12 protein-coding genes and 1 pseudogene are annotated in these 18,352 nt (G+C 67.0%); 5 read left to right on the top strand and 8 right to left on the bottom strand.

Annotated features, from left to right (window positions below; all coding sequences use genetic code 11):
• Window position 1: 1 nt before the first annotated feature.
• The 8 genes and pseudogenes from ACWD2L_RS15975 to ACWD2L_RS15940 form a co-directional block, all read right to left on the bottom strand.
• The gene (locus tag ACWD2L_RS15975; RefSeq protein ID WP_351333892.1) at window positions 2–1,198 is read right to left on the bottom strand and encodes a DegT/DnrJ/EryC1/StrS family aminotransferase; all 1,197 of its coding nucleotides are present in this window, start codon (window positions 1,196–1,198) and stop codon (window positions 2–4) included.
• Complete coding sequence (locus ACWD2L_RS15970; RefSeq protein ID WP_351333895.1) at window positions 1,195–2,355, bottom strand: glycosyltransferase family 4 protein; 1,161 nt, start codon at window positions 2,353–2,355, stop codon at window positions 1,195–1,197. The genes ACWD2L_RS15975 and ACWD2L_RS15970 overlap by 4 nt, the downstream gene beginning before the upstream one ends.
• Window positions 2,352–3,332, bottom strand: a complete 981-nt coding sequence (locus tag ACWD2L_RS15965; RefSeq protein WP_351333897.1) for an NAD-dependent epimerase/dehydratase family protein — start codon at window positions 3,330–3,332, stop codon at window positions 2,352–2,354. The genes ACWD2L_RS15970 and ACWD2L_RS15965 overlap by 4 nt, the downstream gene beginning before the upstream one ends.
• Window positions 3,325–4,656, bottom strand: a complete 1,332-nt coding sequence (locus tag ACWD2L_RS15960; RefSeq protein ID WP_351333900.1) for a nucleotide sugar dehydrogenase — start codon at window positions 4,654–4,656, stop codon at window positions 3,325–3,327. The genes ACWD2L_RS15965 and ACWD2L_RS15960 overlap by 8 nt, the downstream gene beginning before the upstream one ends.
• Window positions 4,656–6,221: a class I adenylate-forming enzyme family protein gene (locus tag ACWD2L_RS15955; protein ID WP_351333903.1), complete on the bottom strand. Its 1,566-nt coding sequence runs from the start codon at window positions 6,219–6,221 to the stop codon at window positions 4,656–4,658. The genes ACWD2L_RS15960 and ACWD2L_RS15955 overlap by 1 nt, the downstream gene beginning before the upstream one ends.
• A gap of 14 nt (window positions 6,222–6,235) precedes the next feature.
• Window positions 6,236–7,105 carry a sugar phosphate nucleotidyltransferase gene (locus tag ACWD2L_RS15950; protein ID WP_351333906.1) on the bottom strand — a complete coding sequence of 290 codons (870 nt, stop codon included), beginning with the start codon at window positions 7,103–7,105 and terminating at the stop codon, window positions 6,236–6,238.
• A gap of 1,407 nt (window positions 7,106–8,512) precedes the next feature.
• Window positions 8,513–8,698, bottom strand: a pseudogene (locus ACWD2L_RS15945) (CorA family divalent cation transporter); the annotation flags it as partial.
• Window positions 8,699–9,048: 350 nt separating this feature from the next.
• The gene (locus tag ACWD2L_RS15940; protein ID WP_351333909.1) at window positions 9,049–10,242 is read right to left on the bottom strand and encodes a hypothetical protein; all 1,194 of its coding nucleotides are present in this window, start codon (window positions 10,240–10,242) and stop codon (window positions 9,049–9,051) included.
• A 12-nt stretch (window positions 10,243–10,254) separates the two neighbouring features.
• Between ACWD2L_RS15940 and ACWD2L_RS15935 the strand changes: the two genes are divergently transcribed.
• From ACWD2L_RS15935 to ACWD2L_RS15915, 5 genes are all read left to right on the top strand, one after another.
• A complete protein-coding gene (locus tag ACWD2L_RS15935; RefSeq protein ID WP_351333912.1) occupies window positions 10,255–10,407 on the top strand; it encodes a hypothetical protein in 153 nt (50 codons plus the stop codon).
• Window positions 10,408–10,814: 407 nt separating this feature from the next.
• Window positions 10,815–14,867 carry an AAA domain-containing protein gene (locus ACWD2L_RS15930; RefSeq protein ID WP_351333914.1) on the top strand — a complete coding sequence of 1,351 codons (4,053 nt, stop codon included), beginning with the start codon at window positions 10,815–10,817 and terminating at the stop codon, window positions 14,865–14,867.
• Window positions 14,867–15,709 (top strand): hypothetical protein, encoded by an 843-nt coding sequence (locus ACWD2L_RS15925; RefSeq protein ID WP_351333917.1) that lies wholly within the window; start codon window positions 14,867–14,869, stop codon window positions 15,707–15,709. The genes ACWD2L_RS15930 and ACWD2L_RS15925 overlap by 1 nt, the downstream gene beginning before the upstream one ends.
• Window positions 15,710–15,839: 130 nt before the next feature.
• Window positions 15,840–16,001, top strand: a complete 162-nt coding sequence (locus ACWD2L_RS15920) for a hypothetical protein (RefSeq protein WP_351333919.1) — start codon at window positions 15,840–15,842, stop codon at window positions 15,999–16,001.
• 282 nt (window positions 16,002–16,283) lie between these two features.
• A complete protein-coding gene (locus tag ACWD2L_RS15915) occupies window positions 16,284–18,317 on the top strand; it encodes a UvrD-helicase domain-containing protein (protein ID WP_451189865.1) in 2,034 nt (677 codons plus the stop codon).
• Window positions 18,318–18,352: the final 35 nt, after the last annotated feature.

Below are 18,352 nucleotides of genomic sequence, written 5' to 3'. Positions count from 1 at the left end.
CTCAGCCCTCCGTGTCCGTCCGGGCCGGCGTCGCCACGGGCCGCGCCCGGTCCAGTGCCGCAGCCAGTGCGGCCACCACATGGTCCACGTCCGACTCGGTCAGTCGGGCGTGCAGCGGCAGCGAGAGCAGCCGGTCGGCCATCGCCTCACTGACCGGCAGCGGGCCCGCCGGGTAGTGGTCGCGGTAGTACGAGAACAGATGAGTGGGCCGGTAATGCACCGAGGTCTGCACCCCCGCCGCCGACAGCGCGGCGCGGACCTCCTCGCGCGGGACGCCAGGGGGCAGCAGGACGACCAGCAGGTGGTATGCGGAGTCTTCCTCGTGTCTCGCGAACGGAAGGGTCAGCCCTGGCACTTCGGTCAGCAGCCGGTGGTAGCGATGGGTCAGCGCAGCGCGTGTCGCACGGTCGGCAGGGAGCCGCGACAGCTGTACGCGGCCGATCGCCGAGGAGATCTCCGTGGGCCGGTAGTTGAGCCCGAGGCCCGGCACGTCGTAGTCCGCGCCGCCCGTCTGTACCCGGTCCCAGGTCGTGCGGGTGAGGCAATGCGAGCGCAGCGAACGTACGCGGCCGAGCAGCTCCGGGTCGCGGGCGACGACCATGCCGCCCTCCCCAGTGGTGAGGTTCTTGGTGGCGAAGAAGCTGAAGCAGCCGAAGTCTCCGAAGGTGCCCAGCGCTTGGTTACCGTGTCGCACCACGGGCGCGTGCGCGGCGTCCTCGATGACGGTGACACCGTGTCGAGCGGCCAGCCCGACGATCTCCCGTACGCGGGCCGGGTAGCCGGCGTTGTGCATGACCACCACAGCCCGCGTCCGTGGGCCGATCAGCCGCTCGACCTCCGAGGGTGAGACGGTGGGCTCGGTCTCGGAAAGCACATCGGCGAAGACCGGCACTCCGCCGTGCAGGGCGACCACCGCCGCCGATGCCACGAAGCTGAGCGACGGAACGATCACCTCGTCGCCGGGGCGCAGGCCCAGGGCCAGTACCGCGAGGTGCAGCGCGGCGGTGCCGCTGCTCACGGCAACCGCGGCGGATGCGCCCAGCGCCGCTGCGAACTCCTCCTCGAACGCCGAGGTCTCCGGGCCGGGCGACAGCCAGCCCGAGCGCAGCACCTTCTCGACGGCAGCGATCTCCTCGTCACCGATGGTGTTGTCGGCCAGGTTCACAGGCCGGGACGGCAGGGGGGCGGGGGATGTCATGGGGCCTCACTGGGTTGTTCGGTACCGAGGGCGTCGGCCGTCGTACCGGAGGGCGCCGCTGTGTGTGGGCGGGGGGAGGGGGCACGAGACGCCACTACGACCGCGGGCTCCGACACAACCATTCTGCAACCGCGTTCCACTGCGGCGGCCGCCTGATCCCAGCTCAACTCGGCGTCGACCCGGGCTTGCCCGGCGGCGCCGAGGGCAGCACGCAGCGCGTCGTCCTGGAGCAGTTTCAGCAAGGCCGACGCGACGCTGAGCGGGGTGTGGTCGACCAGCAGACCGTCCACGCCCTCACGGACCACCTCAAGGCATCCGGTGAACCTTCCGGACACCACCGGTCGGCCGCAGCTCCACGCCTCCACGAAGACGAGCGGGAAGACGTCTGCGCTGGTCGGCAGGCACAGCACGGCGCAGCCGGCCAGCGCGTCGTGCTTCTCGGCGTCTGACAGCAGCCCGAGCCGCCGGATCCGCGCGTCCGCACGGCGGTTGAAGGCGGCGTCGACGTCTTCGCCTTCGTCCGGGCCGGCGAAGGCGAAGACCGCCTCCGGTACCCGCTCCCAGACCGACGGTGCGGCATCGAGCAACAGCTCGTACCCCTTGGCCGGTACATGTCGGCCGACGAACAGCACCAGTGGTCCGCCGATGTCGTGCCGTGCGCGGAAGGCGTCTCCGTCGCCGGGCCCGGCCAGATCGGGGGCCTGCGGGATGTGGCCGATCCGGTCGGTGGGAATGCCGATGGAGCACAGCGTGGTGGCTTCGGTCTCGGTGAGGACGAACAGGGCCGTCGCCTCCGCGCTGACGCGGCGGCCCAGCGCGGGGTCCGGCCAGGTCTCCGGTGCGGAGGCCGGGGTGAGCACCAGCGTCGCGCCGCTGCGCGCCGCCAGCTCCCGCCCCAGTTCGGCATGGGCGGGCGACGCGAGGTCGTACACGTGCACGTAGTCGGGGTGGGACCACGCTGTACCGGACAGTTGGGCGACGGAGGTGAACACCGGCCAGTCGGCGTCGGCCAGATCCTCCGGGCAGCGGCTGTCGGTGAGCAGCGCAACGCGGTGACCGCGCGCCGCGAGCGCCGCCGTCGTGCGCCACGCCATCAGCGAGGCTCCTGTGACGCGGCTGTCCGGGTAACCACCGAAGACGGCCAGCACGGTGCTCATCGAACGGCCGGACGGTCGGGCCGGTTCGCGCCGTACCAGTCGAGCATCGCGCGCAGGCCGGTGTCGAGCGGCGTGTACTCCAACGAGGGCAGCACGGACCGCAAGGTCGTCAGGTCGGGCAGCCGACGCTCGGGGGAGCCGGGCGGCGCCGCCTGCGCGGCCAGCGCGGGAGCCACTCCAGCCAGCCGGAACAGCCGTCGGGCGAGATTCTCTATCCGGATCTCCTCGGTGTCGTTGCCGATGTTGGCGAGCACCGGCGCGTCCGTCGGCAGCGCCATCAGCCCGACCGAGGCCCGCACCGCGTCGTCCACGTAGCAGAACGCTCGGGACTGCTCGGCCCCGTACAGCGGGAAGGGATCCACTCCGTCGGCGATGCGGCCGATCAATTGCGGAATGACGTGCGAGTGGCCCATCCGCGGCCCGTACACGTTGTAGTAGCGCGCGATGCGCACCTTGTAGCTGTCCTGACGCAGCCAGAGCATCGACTCCGAAGCCACTTTGCTCAGTGCGTACGACGAGCGGGGGCGGCGCGGCTCGACCAGTGCGAACGGCGCGTTCTCCGGTGTCGGGAACGGCGCGACGCCGAGCTGCGCGGCGCCGTCGCCCACCTCGCTGGTGGAGCTGAGGAAGACCGCGCCGGGCGGGTTGCGGTCGCACCAGTCCAGCAGGTTGACGGTGGTGAGCAGGTTGGTGCGCAGCACATGCGCCGGCGCCGACTGGGTGCGCTGAACCCCGACGACTGCCGCCAAGTGGTACACCGCGTCGAACGACCCGTCCAGCAGCCCGTCCGGGACCGGTCGGGTCAGGTCGTGCCGCACCAGGCGGAAGTCCTTGGCCAGTGCGGCGAATTCGGGGTCCTCCTTACCGCGGGAGAAGTCGTCCAGCGCGGTGATCTCGCAGCCCTGATCGAGCAGCCTGCGAATGAGGTGCAGGCCGATGAAGCCGGCGCCTCCGGTGATGAGTACGCGGTCAGCCACGGCCCAGCCTCAGATAGGTCAGTTCGTTCCGCGCGGACGGCGCGGCGAGTTCCGGTTCGGTGATGCCCCACATGTCGAAGACGACGGGCTGCTTCGCCGCATAGGTCAGCAGCCGGTCCGCGGTCAGCTCCTGGTAGCCGGGGTGGTCGACGAGGACGATCACGGCGTCGGCGTCGGCCAGGCCGTCGTCCAGCCCGGTCGGTACGAAGCCGAGTGAGGATATGCGCTCAGGGGTGACGACGAAGTCGTGCGCCACCAGCGAGCGGACCCGGCTGCCGAGGGAGGCGGCGACGTCCACGGCGGCCGAGCCGCGTACGTCGTCCGTCTCAGGACGGCCCTTGTAGGCAACGCCGCAGACCAGTACCTTCGCGTCCGCCAGCGGGGTACCGCGCTCCTCCAGCGCGGCGACGACCCGGGCGACAGCGCGGTGCGGCACGCTCTCGTTGACCTGGCGGGCAGCAGCGACCATCGGCGCGGGCCAGCCGGCCGACCGCCCCGCGTCCAGCAGCAGGTACGGGTCCTTGACCAGGCAACTGCCGCCGACGAAGCCGGGGCGGGAGAGGTCGGGGCGCGGGTAGCGGAGGTTCGCGGCGGCGATCACTTCGTTGGCATCGAGCCCCACGCCCTCCGCTAGTGCCGCGATCTCGTTGCCGAAGCCGTAGATCAAGTCGGTGTGCGCGTTGCATATCAGCTTGACCAGTTCTGAGGCCTCGATCGAGGACACCGTCACCTGGTCCGGACAGACCGCGGAGAGCAGCTCGGCGGCGCGCTGTACTGAGCGCTCGTCGATGCCACCGATGATCTGCGGCAGTGAACGGATCTCGTGCAGCGCGACGCCTTGGATGGTGCGCTCCGGGCAGGAGGCCAGCAGCGGCTGCGCGACGCTGCGGGCCAGCAACGGCAGAACGGTCTGTCGGCAGGTGCCGACCGAGACCGTGCTGCGTACGACCACGAGGGTGTCCGGTGACAGGTGTTCCGCGACGTGCGCGGCGGCCGACTCCAGATGGCGCAGGTCGGGGCGGTGGGTTTTGGGGTCGACGGCGGTACCGACACAGAGGATGACGGCCTGGAGCGGCTCGTCGGGCAGCTGGTCGGCCACGCTGAACAGGTCGGCGGGCGTCGTCGCGAGCGCTTCTGTCACCCCCGGCTCGTGGAACAGCGGCGTGCCGCCCACGATCGCCTGCCGCACGTCCGGGCTGGTGTCGACGCCGATCACACGATGCCCCTCGCCGGCCAGTGAAAGGGCGAGCGGCAGGCCGATGTAGCCGAGTCCGATGACAGCGAGCGGGCGGGGAGACGGTACGGCGGCCGTCAGGTCATTCATCAGAGTGTTGCCTCGTCAGTCTGGTGACCGGGGGACCGGTCGGTGGCGGGAGATGAGGAGAGTGCGGCGAGCAGCGCGGTGCGGTCGATCTTTCCCATGGAAGTACGGGGGAGAGCGGGCAGCACGTGCACGTGGTGCGGCGTTTCGTAGCCGGCGAGCCGGTCGCGGCAGAACGCGACGACGTCACCGGACTGCGGTCCTGCCCGGCCCGGAGCCGGTACCACCACGGCGTGCACAGCCTGCTCGTGCAGGGTGTCGAGGCCCAGCACGTGGGCGTCGGCCACGCCGGGGAACTCCCGGACGATCCGTTCGACCCGGCGCGGGTTGACCTTGCGGCCACCGACGTTGATGAAGGTGTTCTTGCGGCCGACCAGGGATACGTTCCCGGCGGCGGAGACCGTCACCAGGTCGCCCGTGTCGTAGTAGCCAGAGGGGACGCCGCCGGCAAGGTCTTGGCTGTCCGGGCCTTGTGGGGGCCCGGGCGCTGTTTGTGCCCCGTCGGTACCGGCGTAACCAGTGAACATGGTCGAGGTACGTACCGCCAGCCGTCCGGTGCGCGCCCCGTTGGAGCCTGGCTCCGCATCCAGTAGACGCCACTCGACGCCGGGTGCGAAGCGCCCGACGGAGTCAGCCGCCTCCGCACCAGTCCCGCAGGCGATCAGACCGGTTTCCGTGCTGCCATACACCTGGCGCACAGGCTGACGGCTGAGCCGCTGCACGGCTCTTGCCGTCTCGGCCGCCAGCGGCCCACCGGATGAGAGCAACACGCGCAGTTCGCCGTCGTCGAGCGCCTGAGGCAGGGATTTCTCGACCAGTTGGTAGAGCAACGGCGTACCGAGCAGCACGGTCGCGCCGCGCAGCAGACCTGAACGGACCGCGCTGAGGGAGAACTTGGGGATGCTGAGCAGCTCGGTCCCCGAGACGAGCGCCGCGAACAGACCACCCACCAGGCCGAAGGAGTGGGCGATCGGCAGGGGCAGCAGCACCATGTCGTCCGCGTGGTAGCCGTGCACCTGGCGATACAACTCCGCGCCTCGCAGCACCGAGCCGAGCGGATGCCGCGCGATCCGGGGTTCGCCGGTCGAGCCGGAGGTCAGCTGGAGCACGCTCGGTGCTCCGTCGTCCACGGCGGCTTCCGTGCACGCGGGGGCGACCCCGCCACCGGTGCTGGCGCCATCGGCCCCGCGGAGCAGTTCCCGGTAGTCGAACACCGGCGTACCGGAGGGGAGCGCTCGCGCGGTGGGCAGTACGGCTGCGGTCGCGGCCGTACGCCAGATCGCTGACGAGGCGTCCGTCAGATGCGAGCTGTGCTCCTCGACGCAGATCACGTCGATGCGGGCAGTCAGCAGGCCGAGCAGTACAGCCACGCTGTCGGCGCTGCCGTCGAGTTCCACCACTGCGGGTCCGGGACAGACCTTCAGCGTCTCCGCCGCGCGGGCCGCGGCGGAGAGTGTGGACCTGTACAGCTCGGCCCGCGAGACGGACCGCCACCCGGAGGCGGTGAACTCGCTCAGCGCAGGCCGATCGGGCGCTCGATCGCTGTGGTGGCGCAGGAACTCCAGCATGGTTCGCCCCCTTCTCAGCTGTCGAGGCCGGGCAGCTTCGACGGCACGCCGCCGGACCGCCCGGCGGTGGCCAGTGCCGTGTGCCGGTCGATGGAGACCGGCCAGCTGGCGCCGGGCAGTCGGTAGCGTTCGGGGGAGCGGCTCACCGCGTCCTTAGCGGCATGCAGGCTTGTCGGGGTTCCGATGTCATGCCACGGCTCCGCCATGTGGAAGGACCGCACCTGGTGACCCCGGCCGAGAAGTTCGGCCACGAGCTGCGGCATGTCCATCCGCTCGCCCGGCGGGATGCACTCCCGGGCCCGGGGGTCGATGACCTGGATTCCTGCGGAGACATCCAGACTGATCCGTGGCTTTTCCCGGATTCCGTGGACCAGCCCGTCCACGCTGTCTATGACACCGAAGTCCACCGGTACCTGGTGCCGGTGGGTCGCGACAGTCATGTACGCACCGCTCCTCAGGTGGTCGGCGGTCAGTGCGCCGAGGTCCACGGCGGTCAGGATGTCGCAGTTCATCACCAGCGCCGGGGTGTCCCAGTCCTTGACGAGCAACAGTGGTGCGGCGGTGCCCAGCGGCTCACGGTCCCAGCAGTAGTCGATCTCCAGACGGAAGTGGGAGCCGTCTCCCATCCGTTCCGTGATCATCTCCCCAAGGTGTGAGACACATAGCGTCAGCCGAGTGAACCCCGACACCTGAAGCTGATGCGCAATGATCTCCAGGATCGAGTGTTCCGAAATCTGAATCAGGGACTTGGGCAGGTCGTCGGTGTACGGCGCCAGCCGGGTTCCCTTTCCTCCCGCCAGAATGATCGCGTGCACTGCCACCTCTCCCGGACCTGCGGATGCGCTGTGGCTGTAGCTTTCCGGACGCGTCACGTCCTCGACCAACCCCGGACGGGCGGCCGAGGAACCTGGGCACGTGGGTATGCCTGCCTGGCCCCCCATGAGCCAGGCAGGGATCCCGATTCGTGGTCTTCCCAGAGGCCGGCGGCCGGCTGGAGACGTCAACGTGATCACGTGTCGAGGCGGTCGGGCGGGGTGATCTACGCAGGGGCATGCGGATGTTCGTCGGCTCGGAACTGGCCGAGAAGGCCGAAGCCGACCAGATCGCCCTGGACGCCGGCGACACGGTGTTCCCCGCCCGGCCGTCACCGACAAGCCACTTCGTCAGCGGATCCGGCGTGAGGCAGGCCAACCCGTACGCCCTCGTAGCGCTCTCACGCGCGGCCTTGTCTGCGGTCGTCTGCGCTATCGAGGCACTCCCGGCACCGCGCCTTACTGGGGCGGGCATCTGCTGCCACCCGCGGCTGTCCCAGTGCGTGGAGAGCAGCTCGGCCTGTGCCTGTGCGGCGCAGGGTATGTGTGCGATGGCAAAGGCCCCGGACGCGGTAGCAACTGAGTGAGGGGGGTGAAGCCCACCGTCTTACGGGTGTTGTCACCTCCTCCTGTGCTCCTGCAGACCCTGTCGGCACGACACTGCTCTTGTTGAAAGGAGTCTCGCCGGGCCGCGCGCGCTCATCGACGGGTGTTCCCCGGCACCGTGATCTGGTGCTCGCCCCAGCTCGTCCGTGTAGTTCACCGTTGTGCCCGCTTCGAGGCCCTCCGCCCGGGCGCGGGTTCCTACGCTTCCGGTTCCGATGACCCATCACGTTCAGTGTGTCGCGATCCTTGAGCCTGCTGAGAAGGGCCGCTGACCTGCTGTTGATGGATTCCTGAAATCGGGTCTGGTCGATATTTCGAGTTGGTCAGAATTACAACAGTGCTCGGGCGTACAGGAGTTGGAACGAGTTGCGGCCGTACATCTGCCGCCTGATCGCCTTACGATGAGGCTCTCTGATCGAAGTGCTGCAGCGTCATTGTGTGGCCTCCCCGCGGCCGAGTGGTGGCAGTCGCGTCGGGACCTGTGTGCGCGTGTCTTGGTCTCAACGACTCGAGTACCTCCGGTCCAGACGCCGCGATTCTGTCGGTTCCGTACGACGTGAATGAAGCGTCGGTGGCGTCACTTTCCGTGATCGACTTAAGGGGTATGTGGGGCATGCCTGATCGGGTATGGAGTACGCAAGGAAACGGGGTGAGGTGCTTAGGGCATGGCGTGGGCGCTGATCGATTCTCCCCGGATCCTCCCCAAGGAGGCCGGAGGAGGCAAAAGAACTGGTCAGATCCTTGTTTTAGGCGAGGTAGACGAGATCGCTGGCATCACTTCTCCCCATGGGCTCCGCAGAGTCCCAAATGGGTGGTTTGTGATGAGGGTGCAGAAGCAAACCGTGGCGCGGTGTGAGTAGGGTCGGTACACCTCTAGAGCCAGCCTCGCCGCTTGAAAATCGCGTACAAACCAGTGCAGACAACTCCCATCAAGCCGATCGCGAAGGGGTATCCGAGGCTCCAGCTCAACTCAGGCATCTGCTCGAAGTTCATGCCGTAGATGGTGCCGACCAGCGTCGGGGCGAAGAGGATCGCGGCCCACGAGGAGATCTTCTTGAAGTCGTCGTCCATGCCTGGCTGACCTGCAGCGATTGGCTCAACCCCTGCTTTGACCTGGGGCGATGAATATTTCACGCTCCTTCGCCGTGCTGCCCGTTTGCGCGGTCGATTCTCCCCAGGCGCTCCCCAGCAGGGCTTCGTTCTCCCCAGATTCTCCCCAGCAGGCTTGGTGGTGGGGGCGGTCGGAAGGGGTCGAAGGTCGGTTGCTTGGTCCCTCGCAGCACTGACCGGGCCATGATGTTCGTGCTCGGTCAGGCCCGCAGTGCCACATCACATGTGACGGCGCCTGAGGCCCCTGCTGGGCAGGTGCTGATAGGGGCCTTGGCGGTCGTAGGTGGCGGGGTCGCGCCCTACCTGCGCTGCTGCCGAAGCGGCAAGATTCTCAGTGCGATGGCCGTGCCGTCGGGTTGCAAGGAAAGAGGACCAGTGTGCTCGTCGGCTGTGTTGGCGCCTTCCTGACTTCGCTCGTATGCCGTGCGCCGGTATTCCTCTACTCGCCCCTCTTTGAGCGGCTTGTACAACTCGCTCGCTATCCCAGAGAAGGCTTCGACGCGCACAGATCCGAGCCGGAAGACGTGGTCTGTGCCGACGAACTTCGTGTCGCCTACGTAGAGCTCGGCGTCGTCGACGCTCGACGTAGCAGCGAACACGGGTACCTGGTAGTACTTCTGGCCTTGACGCGCTGTGAGGTAGCGGGCTGTTCTCGGGCCTCCTCCAGCGAAGGCCGTCAGGCCGGCTGCCCCGGTTCGCGCGAGGAGTTGCCCGAACCACGCGATGTTGTCGGGGCCCACCTGAAATCCGTCAACTCTATGTGCACGTCGCCCTCCACGGGCCGGTATCTGGATGGCATTGGGGTAGGGAATCCCTGGTTCATCCTTGATTTCGTCGTCTGCATGCCCGGAGGTTCCTGGTGTACGGAGAGGGAGTTGAGCGTCACCCGGTGACTCGATGACGTTGACGACAATGCCACCCTGCCCCATGAGTTCAGTCGAGATCATGAGGCAAGCGGTGCTATTCCAGTCTCCAACCTGCATTCCTTCGGTCAGTTCGGCACCTTTGATCAACTGTTGGATTGTGGTGCTGCGTGTCCTGCCGCTCCGTTTAGTTGGCCTTTGATGGTTGCCACGGCAGGCCACGAACGTGATCTTAGAGGGCTCGCCGGGCTTCCACGCCTCCAGGATGTAATCAGGCCGAGGGCGAGCGGACTTGCTGCGTTGTGAGACGCTTGGGGCCCATCCGGCACGCAGCACAATCCCGGTGTCCACCACCGAGATGATGTGGTCCGGATAACGCTGCTGCACAATGTGTTCGGCCGCAGCGAGGCCGAACCCGACAGCCAACTCGCGCGCTTGCATGCCCTTGTACCAGCTCTCGGGTGTTTTGCCGCTTTCGGTGAGCTCCATGGAGCGGGCCCGATTGGCACCTAGGGCTTCGCAGAATTTCAGGCTCAGCCAGTGTTCTGCAAGGCCGTGACCCGTCCCCTGACTTGACAGCATGTAACCGCGTGCCAGGGCGTGCAGCACTTTCCAAGGCGTCAGTTCCATGGTGGTTACTGAATGCGCGCCGGCGACGGGGTGGAGCGCGGGCTTCCGACGGAGCGGGCTCTGGCCCTCTTCGCGCCGCCTCTTGTCGACCAGTGCCGCCGCCGACTCGACTTGGCCGACGAGCTCCTCGGTGGAGTGGAGATGAACGCTCGCCGGACGACGTAGTGCGTTGATTGTCTGTCGCGCGGTCCTTGCCATCTGTCCCCCATCATGTCGCCCTGCGCTGGACGGAGTGGAACGTAGCTGCGGGGAGCCGGGTGCACGCAAGTACGCATGGCGTTCGAGATAGTGATCTGGCTGAAACTGAACGTATTTTCCGTGTTGTCTGTGGGACGAGACGAGCGGCTGGCTCTACTCCGTAGCTATTGCGTTTAGCGGGCACTGACATCGACCTTGCCGCAGGTGCGCTGCATCTGCGCCGTACGTGCTTCCCGCGCGCCCCCTGCGTGACCAGATTCCGCCTGTGGTATTTCGTCGCTGCCCCATATCTTGGTCTGTTCGTCTCGGACCAAGGGCGGACCGCGGCCCGTAACAGGTCGGAGCCAGCAAGCCAGTTCACCCAAGGGGGAGACGTGGATGAGCACGTGGGACCTGCACGCCGCCGGGCGGTAGAGGTCTGTGCGCAGCAATGGTCCGATGCGCTGATCGACTTCGGCCCTTACAACACTCTGCTGCACTTCAAAGACACGAAGCGGGCGACACTCGACGTCACCCATGCGGTGCCCCAGGCGCTGACCTCGCTGCTGAACGGCCGTGCAACCCGCCTGTCCAGCCTCTTCCCGGACTCGGGCGATCACAAAACGGCGTGGGGGCGAGCACGGGGTCTCCGCCGCAAGATGGTCGAACTGGCGGAGGAGCAAGGCATTGACGCCGGGCGCCTGGCACTCGGCATCGTGTGTGTCGAACCCCCGGCAACGCAAGGCAGCCGACCGGTCGCAGCACTGCGTGCTCCCCTTCTGCTGCAGCCGATCACCATTGAACCGCGCACCGTGACAGAGAATGACTTCGTCCTCGCAGGGGTGGGCGAGGCCGAGATCAATCCGGTTCTCCTCTACGCGTTGGGCCGTCAGTACGGGCTGGACGGTGATCTCGAGGCTCTCACCAACAAGATCACGAACGCGATCGACGAGTGCGCGGATCTTGATGACCGTGCGCGTTGCGCCTACGAGGTATTGCAGACTGCCTGTACACGGAGCAGTCTCCACGTGGAATTGGAAGAGCGCGCGGTGGCCGGGGTTTTCAGCTTCGACCGCCTTCCCATGGTCAACGACCTCGCCCAGTCGGTCGACTTGTTGGCGAGCCATCCGGTTGTCGCGGCCTTGGCAAACGACAAGGAAGCCGAGCGTGCTCTACGCGCAGATGCTGTTCCCCGCGAACCTTCCAGCGCGGACTCCGTCGCACCGGGGTCGGAATACCTGGTCCGGGACGCTGACGGCTCTCAGCAGAAGGCCATCACCGCCGCGCTGGCCGGCGCTCATCTGGTCATTGAGGGGCCACCCGGCACGGGCAAGAGCCAGACCATCGCCAACCTGATCGCTGCCTTCGCGGCGTTGGGTAAGAAGACGCTCTTCGTTGCCGAGAAGCGCGCCGCGATCGAAGCGGTGACCGACAACCTTGCCGAAGTCGACCTCGACGGACTTGTCTTCGACCTGCACGGCAACAAACTCAGCCGCCGCCAGACCGCGCAGCAGCTATATGAGGCCCTGGAACGAGCTGGACAGGAGCCCCCGCCTCGCCCTGATGGTCTCCACAGGAACCTTGATGGCCATCGACAGCAGGCTCTGCAGCACGTTCAGGAGTTTCACCAGCCGCTGGCACCGTGGGAGATCAGTCCGTACCAACTGATCGCATGCCTCATGGCCAGCCCCGGCGACCAGCAGACCCGACTGCGGTTGCGTGGCAGCGACCTGCATCGTCTCCACGGTGACCAGCAGCTCCAGACCGAGAAGGACCTGCGCGCCTTCGTGGCCAAGAGTGGCCTCCTGGTCCGGTGTGGCTCATCTCCCTGGTCTCGCCTGACGGTCTGCTCCGACGGCGAACTGCATTCCGTCGTCACCAGTCTCGACCAGCTCACCGGGCGCGCTCTGACGGATGCCCGACGCACCGTCGAAAAGCTGGTGGACACTGCGGGGCTGCGACGGGCCGACGATGTCCAAGGATGGCAGTCCCTCCTGACATTGCTGAACGACGTCACCAGTACCCTCAGTCGCTTCGAGGCGGCCGTCTTCGACTCCGATCTGAATGACATGGTCGCCGCGACCGCCGACCGTGCATGGCGCAAGGAGCACGGGGTCAAAGTCGGTTGGTGGCAACGCCGAAAACTGACAGCACGAGCGCGAGGGCTGGCCAAGGAGGGCTGTCGTGCCCGCCAATTGCTGCACACGGCACTCATCGACGCTGCGGAGCAGAAAGCCCGGTGGCGGGAACAGGCCGCCGCCGATGGCGGTAGTCCATGGGCCGTTCCCGGACTATCGTCGGCGGCCGCGTCCTTCACGGAGGTGCGCAATCAGCTCGCCGCGATAGCACTGAGCGTGTGCTGGGACGGTTGGGAGAACACCTCAACCGGTGAAGTGGACCGGTACATCCAGCGGCTTGACCAAGACCGCGAGACGCTGTTGCGGATGCCCGAGCTCAACCAGCTCACCAAACGACTGGAGTCGGCCGGGCTCGGCCACCTCCTGGATGAGCTCGCCGAAGCCGGCGCCGACCCCGACGGCGCTGTGGGAACGCTGAACCACCTCTGGTGGGCCTCTGTTTTCGACGAGGCCCTCATGCAACGCCCCTATCTCCGCTCCTTCATCGGAACCGAGCACAACCACACGATCGAGCAGTTCCAACGTCTCGACCGCGCCCATCGCGACCTCAACCCGGCTCGCGTCCGATACGAAGTCGCCACCCGGCTGAGAAAGGCACGCGACGCCCATTCCGACCAAAACACCCTCGTGCGCACCCAGGCACACCGCAAATCCCGGCACCTGGCCCTGCGCAGACTCGTCGAGATGGCGCCGGACGTCCTCATGGCCGCCAAACCGTGCTGGGCCATGTCCCCACTCGTCGTCAGCCGCGTCCTTCCCGCCACCCGTCTCTTCGACGTCGTCATCTTCGACGAAGCCAGCCAGGTCCTCCCACACGACGCCATCACATCCATCATGCGCGCCCAACAGGTCATCGTCGCCGGCGACCCACACCAGCTCCCCCCGACGACCTTCTTCCAGAGGCTTCTCAGCGGCTCAGACGAGAACACCGATGACGAAGAATCCAGCGACGCCGCACCAGATGCCTTCGAGTCCCTCCTCGACATGCTGTGCGCCCGTCTGCCCGTCCACACCCTCAAGTGGCACTACCGGAGCCGCGACGAACGCCTCATCGCCTTCGCGAACCGTGCCATCTACGACGACACACTCGTCACCTTTCCAGGCACCGTCCAGGCGAGCCCCATTCGCCTGGACATCGTCGACGCCCAGGTCCGCCCCGGCCAATCTGGCTCCTCGGACGAAGAAGTACAGCGCGTCGTCGACCTCGCCCTGGCGCATGCCACCCACACATCGGATCAGAGCCTCGGCGTCATCACTATGGGACAGCGTCACGCAGACAGGATTGATCTTGCTCTGAGGCAAGCCCTGCAGGACCACCCGGATGTGCAGGACTACTTCAGCCCGGAAGCAGGCCCACGCCGGCGCTTCTTCGTCAAAAGCCTCGAACAAGTCCAAGGCGATGAACGTGACGCCATCATTCTCAGCATCGGCTATGGGAAAGCCGCAAACGGGCGCCTGGCAATGAATTTCGGCCCGCTCAACAACGATGGGGGAGAACGGCGCCTCAATGTGGCCATCACCCGCGCCCGCCAGTCAATGACCGTCGTCTCTTCCTTCACTCATCACGACTTCGACCCGTCCAAGCTCCTGACCGCTCGGCATCGCGGCCCCGAAATGCTGCGTGGATTCCTGGAATACGCCTCCCACGGCGGAGACCTCCAGCGCGCCGGAAGCGCACGTACCGACTGGAACCTCAACGGCTTCGAGCAACAGATACTTGTGGCACTCGAATTGGCTCATGTCCCGGTAACACCACAATGGGGCGTGTCCGGCTACCGCATCGATTTCGCGCTCGGTCACCGCGACCGCCCCGGACAGATGATCCTCGCCGTCGAAACGGACGGTGATCGCTATCACCGCGCTCCCAGTGCCCGCGACCGCGATCGACTGCGGCAAGAGCACCTGGAAAGACTCGGATGGCGCTTCCATCGCATCTGGGCGTCCAGTTGGTTCGCCAATCCGCATGCTGAAATCGAAAGGCTCCTCGACGCCTGGCATGACGCCATGGAACGGGCCGACCGCACCCCTACTACTCCCGATCCCGTCCACCGCGCGCCGGATCCGCCCGCAGCGAGTGGCCGAGGCACCCGTCCCGTCTTGCCACAAGGAGGACGCACCGGCGACTACAGCGACACGGATCTGCTCGCCCTGGCCAACTGGCTTCTGAGCGACGGATTTCAACTCGATCGCGATACCCGCATAGGCCAGGCACTCACCGAGCTCGGGTTCAAACGTCGCGGTCGCGTGATCGTCGAGCGCCTCACCTGCGCCTTTGAACAGGCCCGGCACCCGGCAGACAAGGAGCAGTGATGAAAACGCTCGACACTCTGACCCTCGAGCGCGTCGCTCGTCTCATCGTCGACATCGACGGCCCCTTCGAGCGCCGCGGCTACCAGCTCGAACAACTCCTGCAACGTGCAGCCTGGCCATCGCCCCCCGAGTACGACGGCTCACCCCGCATCGTGTGGCTAAAGGACATCATGGTCGGCACCACTGATCACGCTGCAGTCAGCCGGCTGCTGTGCCGCATCTGTGATCCGCTCGAATACGACGACGGATTGTCCTCCGCCGATCTCATCCGCCAAGAACTGAACAGTATTCTCGCGGCTGAAGGGCTGGCCGTCACCTACATTGCCCGACGCCCCGTTCTGGGAGAGGTCAGTACGGACGGCGACAGTACGGTGTTCTCAGCCCCCGAGGACCTGGAAGAGCGAATCCGCCCCCTCGTCAGCAGCGAGGAGTTCCTGCGCCAACTCATGGCGAGGGTCACTGAAACACAGATCTGCGAGCAGCACGGCGCATACGGTATGGCTCTCATCGGCATCGGGAGCTTCACTGAAGCTCTTCTCCTCGACGTGCTGACGTACAGAGATCCCAGCCTGCAACAGGGCATCCCCCAGGGGGAGAGGCGTGTTGCGCTTGAACGAGCCAGCTTCGCCCTGCTCCTAGACACAGCTCGCACGCGAGGCTGGATCCAGATGGACGCCCACGACTTCATGGCAATCGTCCGCGAGTACCGAAATTTCGTCCACCTCCGAAAACAACGCGAACGCGGCGTCATTCCGGACCGCGACACCGTCGGCATGTGTTGGGGGCCGGTCCTCGCGGTGCTCAACGATCTCGAGACCACCCGAGAGCCCACCGTCGCGTGATCGCCCCGACTCCAGGCATCGTCCCTCGCTCCTGTCGGTGGGGCGGCGGCAGATGGTCACCGGCCCTTTCTCGGGGCCGCAGCCTCTGCGCAGGCGGCGGGAGCTCGTCTCGAGCGGTGCCGTAGCTGCTTTGAGGGCTTCGGTCGCCGAGATCCTGACGTCCCTCGACGACGAGGTCACACCTGTCGACCGCAAGCAATACCAGGAGTACCACCGACTGCGGGACTTCGCCTGCGTCGGCAGCACGCAGCAGCGCGAGGTCGTGTTGTACCTGTCGGTGAATCCAAGCTAGGTCGACCTCGCTTGGATTCACGCGCGACGTGACCGGCATCGGACACCACGGCACGGGATCGCTGGAGGTACGGCTGGGCTCAGCGAAGGACCTGGAGCGCGCCGGGCCTCTGTTCTGGCTCGGCTGCGTAGCCGGGGGCGAGCCGCTCCTATTGCCGTTGTGCACCCTGCCGCTACGGTCGCGGACCGTCCTATGATCGCTACTCCGCGTACGAGGGGGCTGGGTATGGCGGCAGGCGGGTCGGCGTCGCGACGAGCGCAGGAGGCACGACGGCAGGAGCGGTTGCTGCGTGAGCAGTGGCAAGCCGCTCGTCGGCAGGCGCGTCAGTGGGAAGCGGGGAGCGAGGGCGAACGCCGGGTTGCCGCGCAGCTGTTGGTGCTCACGGAGCGCGGGTGGCGACTGCTCGTGGACCGCCGATGGCCAGGGACCCGCGCCGCCAATGTGGACATGTTGCTGGTGGGGCCCGGCGGTGTCTTCGTCATCGACGTCAAGAACTGGCGCTCTGCCCCAGAGGTCTCGGACGGCAAGCTCCGTACTGGAGGCGAGCCGCGTGACGAGCACGCAGGGAAGCTGCTCGCGGTCACGAAAGCCGCCGAGGGAGCGGTCGCATCGCTCGGCTTGTCCCCGGTAGCGGTCCAGCCGCTCATGGTGTTTGCAGGGCAACGAGTTGACGCTGGCCTCGGCCGGATCCGGCTCCTCGGAGAGCACGAAGTCGGGCCCGCATTGCTGTCGGAGAGCCGACGGCTGCGCACGGAGTCGGTCCGCGCAATTGCCGACCACTTGGAACGAGTCTTCCCCGATTACGAGGGATCGGCGGTGGTGCAGGGGGTTGCTCCGGCGCCGGAGCAACCACAACAGGCCGTGCCCGACGGACTGTTCGACCTGGAAGGTCTACGGGACGCGGCCCTGGAGGAGGCGTTGCGGGCCCCGATCGAGCAGTGGATGACCTTCCTCCACCCCGACCAGGTTGCGCTGGTGCGCCGCGACTGGTCAGGTCCGGCGCGCATCAGCGGCCCGGCGGGCACGGGAAAAACCGTGGTCGGTCTGCACCGCGCGGCCCACCTCGCCAGGCGTACCGGCGGCCGGATCCTGTACGTCACGTTCGCCAACAACCTGCCCCGAGTACAGGGAACCTTCCTCAGGACCATGTCCCCGGCGGTCGCGGATCGCGTGGAGTTCCGCAGCTTGCACTCCTGGGCACAGGAATTCCTGCAGGCGCGAGACGTCCCGGTGCGGCTGCACGGAGACAAGGCCGAGACGGCCTTCAGCCTTGCCTGGAAGCACGTCGGGCGCGACAGTTGCCTGGCCGAGATCGACCCGGCGCCGGTCTACTGGCGCGAGGAGATCGACCACGTCATCAAGGGCCGCGGCATCACCACCTTCGAGGAGTACGCGACCGTGCCTCGGCGCCGGCGCCGGGCGAGCCTGCGTCGCCCGCACCGCCAAGCCGTGTGGGCGCTGTACGAGGCGTACGAGTCGCTGCGCACCGAGCGCGGCGTGCACGACTTCAACGACGTACTCTCCCTCGCTCTGGCAGAAGCGGTCCGTCACACGGGTCAACCGTCCTATGCGGCCGTCGTCGTTGATGAGGTCCAGGACCTCACTCTCATCGGGGTACGCCTGTTGCACGCCCTGGTCGGTGATGCCCCCAACGGGCTGCTTTTGGTCGGTGACGGCCAGCAAGCCGTCTATCCGGGCGGGTTCCGTCTTGCAGACGCGGGCATCGACATTCGCGGCGATCGCGGACAGGTGCTGCGCACCAACTACCGCAACAGCAAACAGATCCTGGACGCGGCGCTCACGGTCGTGGCCGACGACGCCTTCGAAGACATAGACGGCCTGCGCACGCCGGGCCGCCGCGAGGTCGACCTCACCTACCACGACGGGCAGGTGGTCCGCGTCACGAGGCCGACGGCGGGCGCCCACGACCAGGCGCTCCTGGAGGCCCTGCGTGCTCTGCCCGATGCCGCGCGAGCCGACGTTGCGGTGCTGTGCCCCTCCATGCGGTCCATCGGCCATTACCAGCGACTGCTCACCCAGGCGAACCTCCCGGTATGCCTGCTGGAGCACTACGACGGTCGCCCCGTCGAAGCGGTCAAGCTCGGCAGCTACCGCAGGGCCAAGGGCCTGGAGTTCAAGCACGTGTACCTGCCCCAGCACGATGCAGCCCTGCCGAACGGGGCGTCAGCCGACGCCTCCAGCATTGCCGGCGCGGCCGAAACGGCCCGGGAGCGCGAGGAGCTGCTACGGAGTCAGCTCTTCGTGGCGATGACTCGGGCCCGTGACGTGCTGTGGTTGGGCAGTGTGGTGCGTTAGGGACAGTGATGTGTCGCGCGTGGCCACCTTCGGGG

The organism is Streptomyces sp. NPDC002754 (genome assembly GCF_053592315.1).
This window is presented reverse-complemented; position numbering and strand designations above follow the sequence as displayed.

Bases quoted from the DNA above. Each gene is read 5' to 3' on its own strand.
- ACWD2L_RS15925 (WP_351333917.1), top strand. From the start codon at position 14,867: ATGAAAACGCTCGACACTCTGACCCTCGAGCGCGTCGCTCGTCTCATC.
- ACWD2L_RS15960 (WP_351333900.1), bottom strand. From the start codon at position 4,656: ATGAATGACCTGACGGCCGCCGTACCGTCTCCCCGCCCGCTCGCTGTC.
- ACWD2L_RS15940 (WP_351333909.1), bottom strand. From the start codon at position 10,242: ATGGAACTGACGCCTTGGAAAGTGCTGCACGCCCTGGCACGCGGTTAC.
- ACWD2L_RS15955 (WP_351333903.1), bottom strand. From the start codon at position 6,221: ATGCTGGAGTTCCTGCGCCACCACAGCGATCGAGCGCCCGATCGGCCT.
- ACWD2L_RS15970 (WP_351333895.1), bottom strand. From the start codon at position 2,355: ATGAGCACCGTGCTGGCCGTCTTCGGTGGTTACCCGGACAGCCGCGTC.
- ACWD2L_RS15935 (WP_351333912.1), top strand. From the start codon at position 10,255: ATGCGCGCCGGCGACGGGGTGGAGCGCGGGCTTCCGACGGAGCGGGCT.
- ACWD2L_RS15975 (WP_351333892.1), bottom strand. From the start codon at position 1,198: ATGACATCCCCCGCCCCCCTGCCGTCCCGGCCTGTGAACCTGGCCGAC.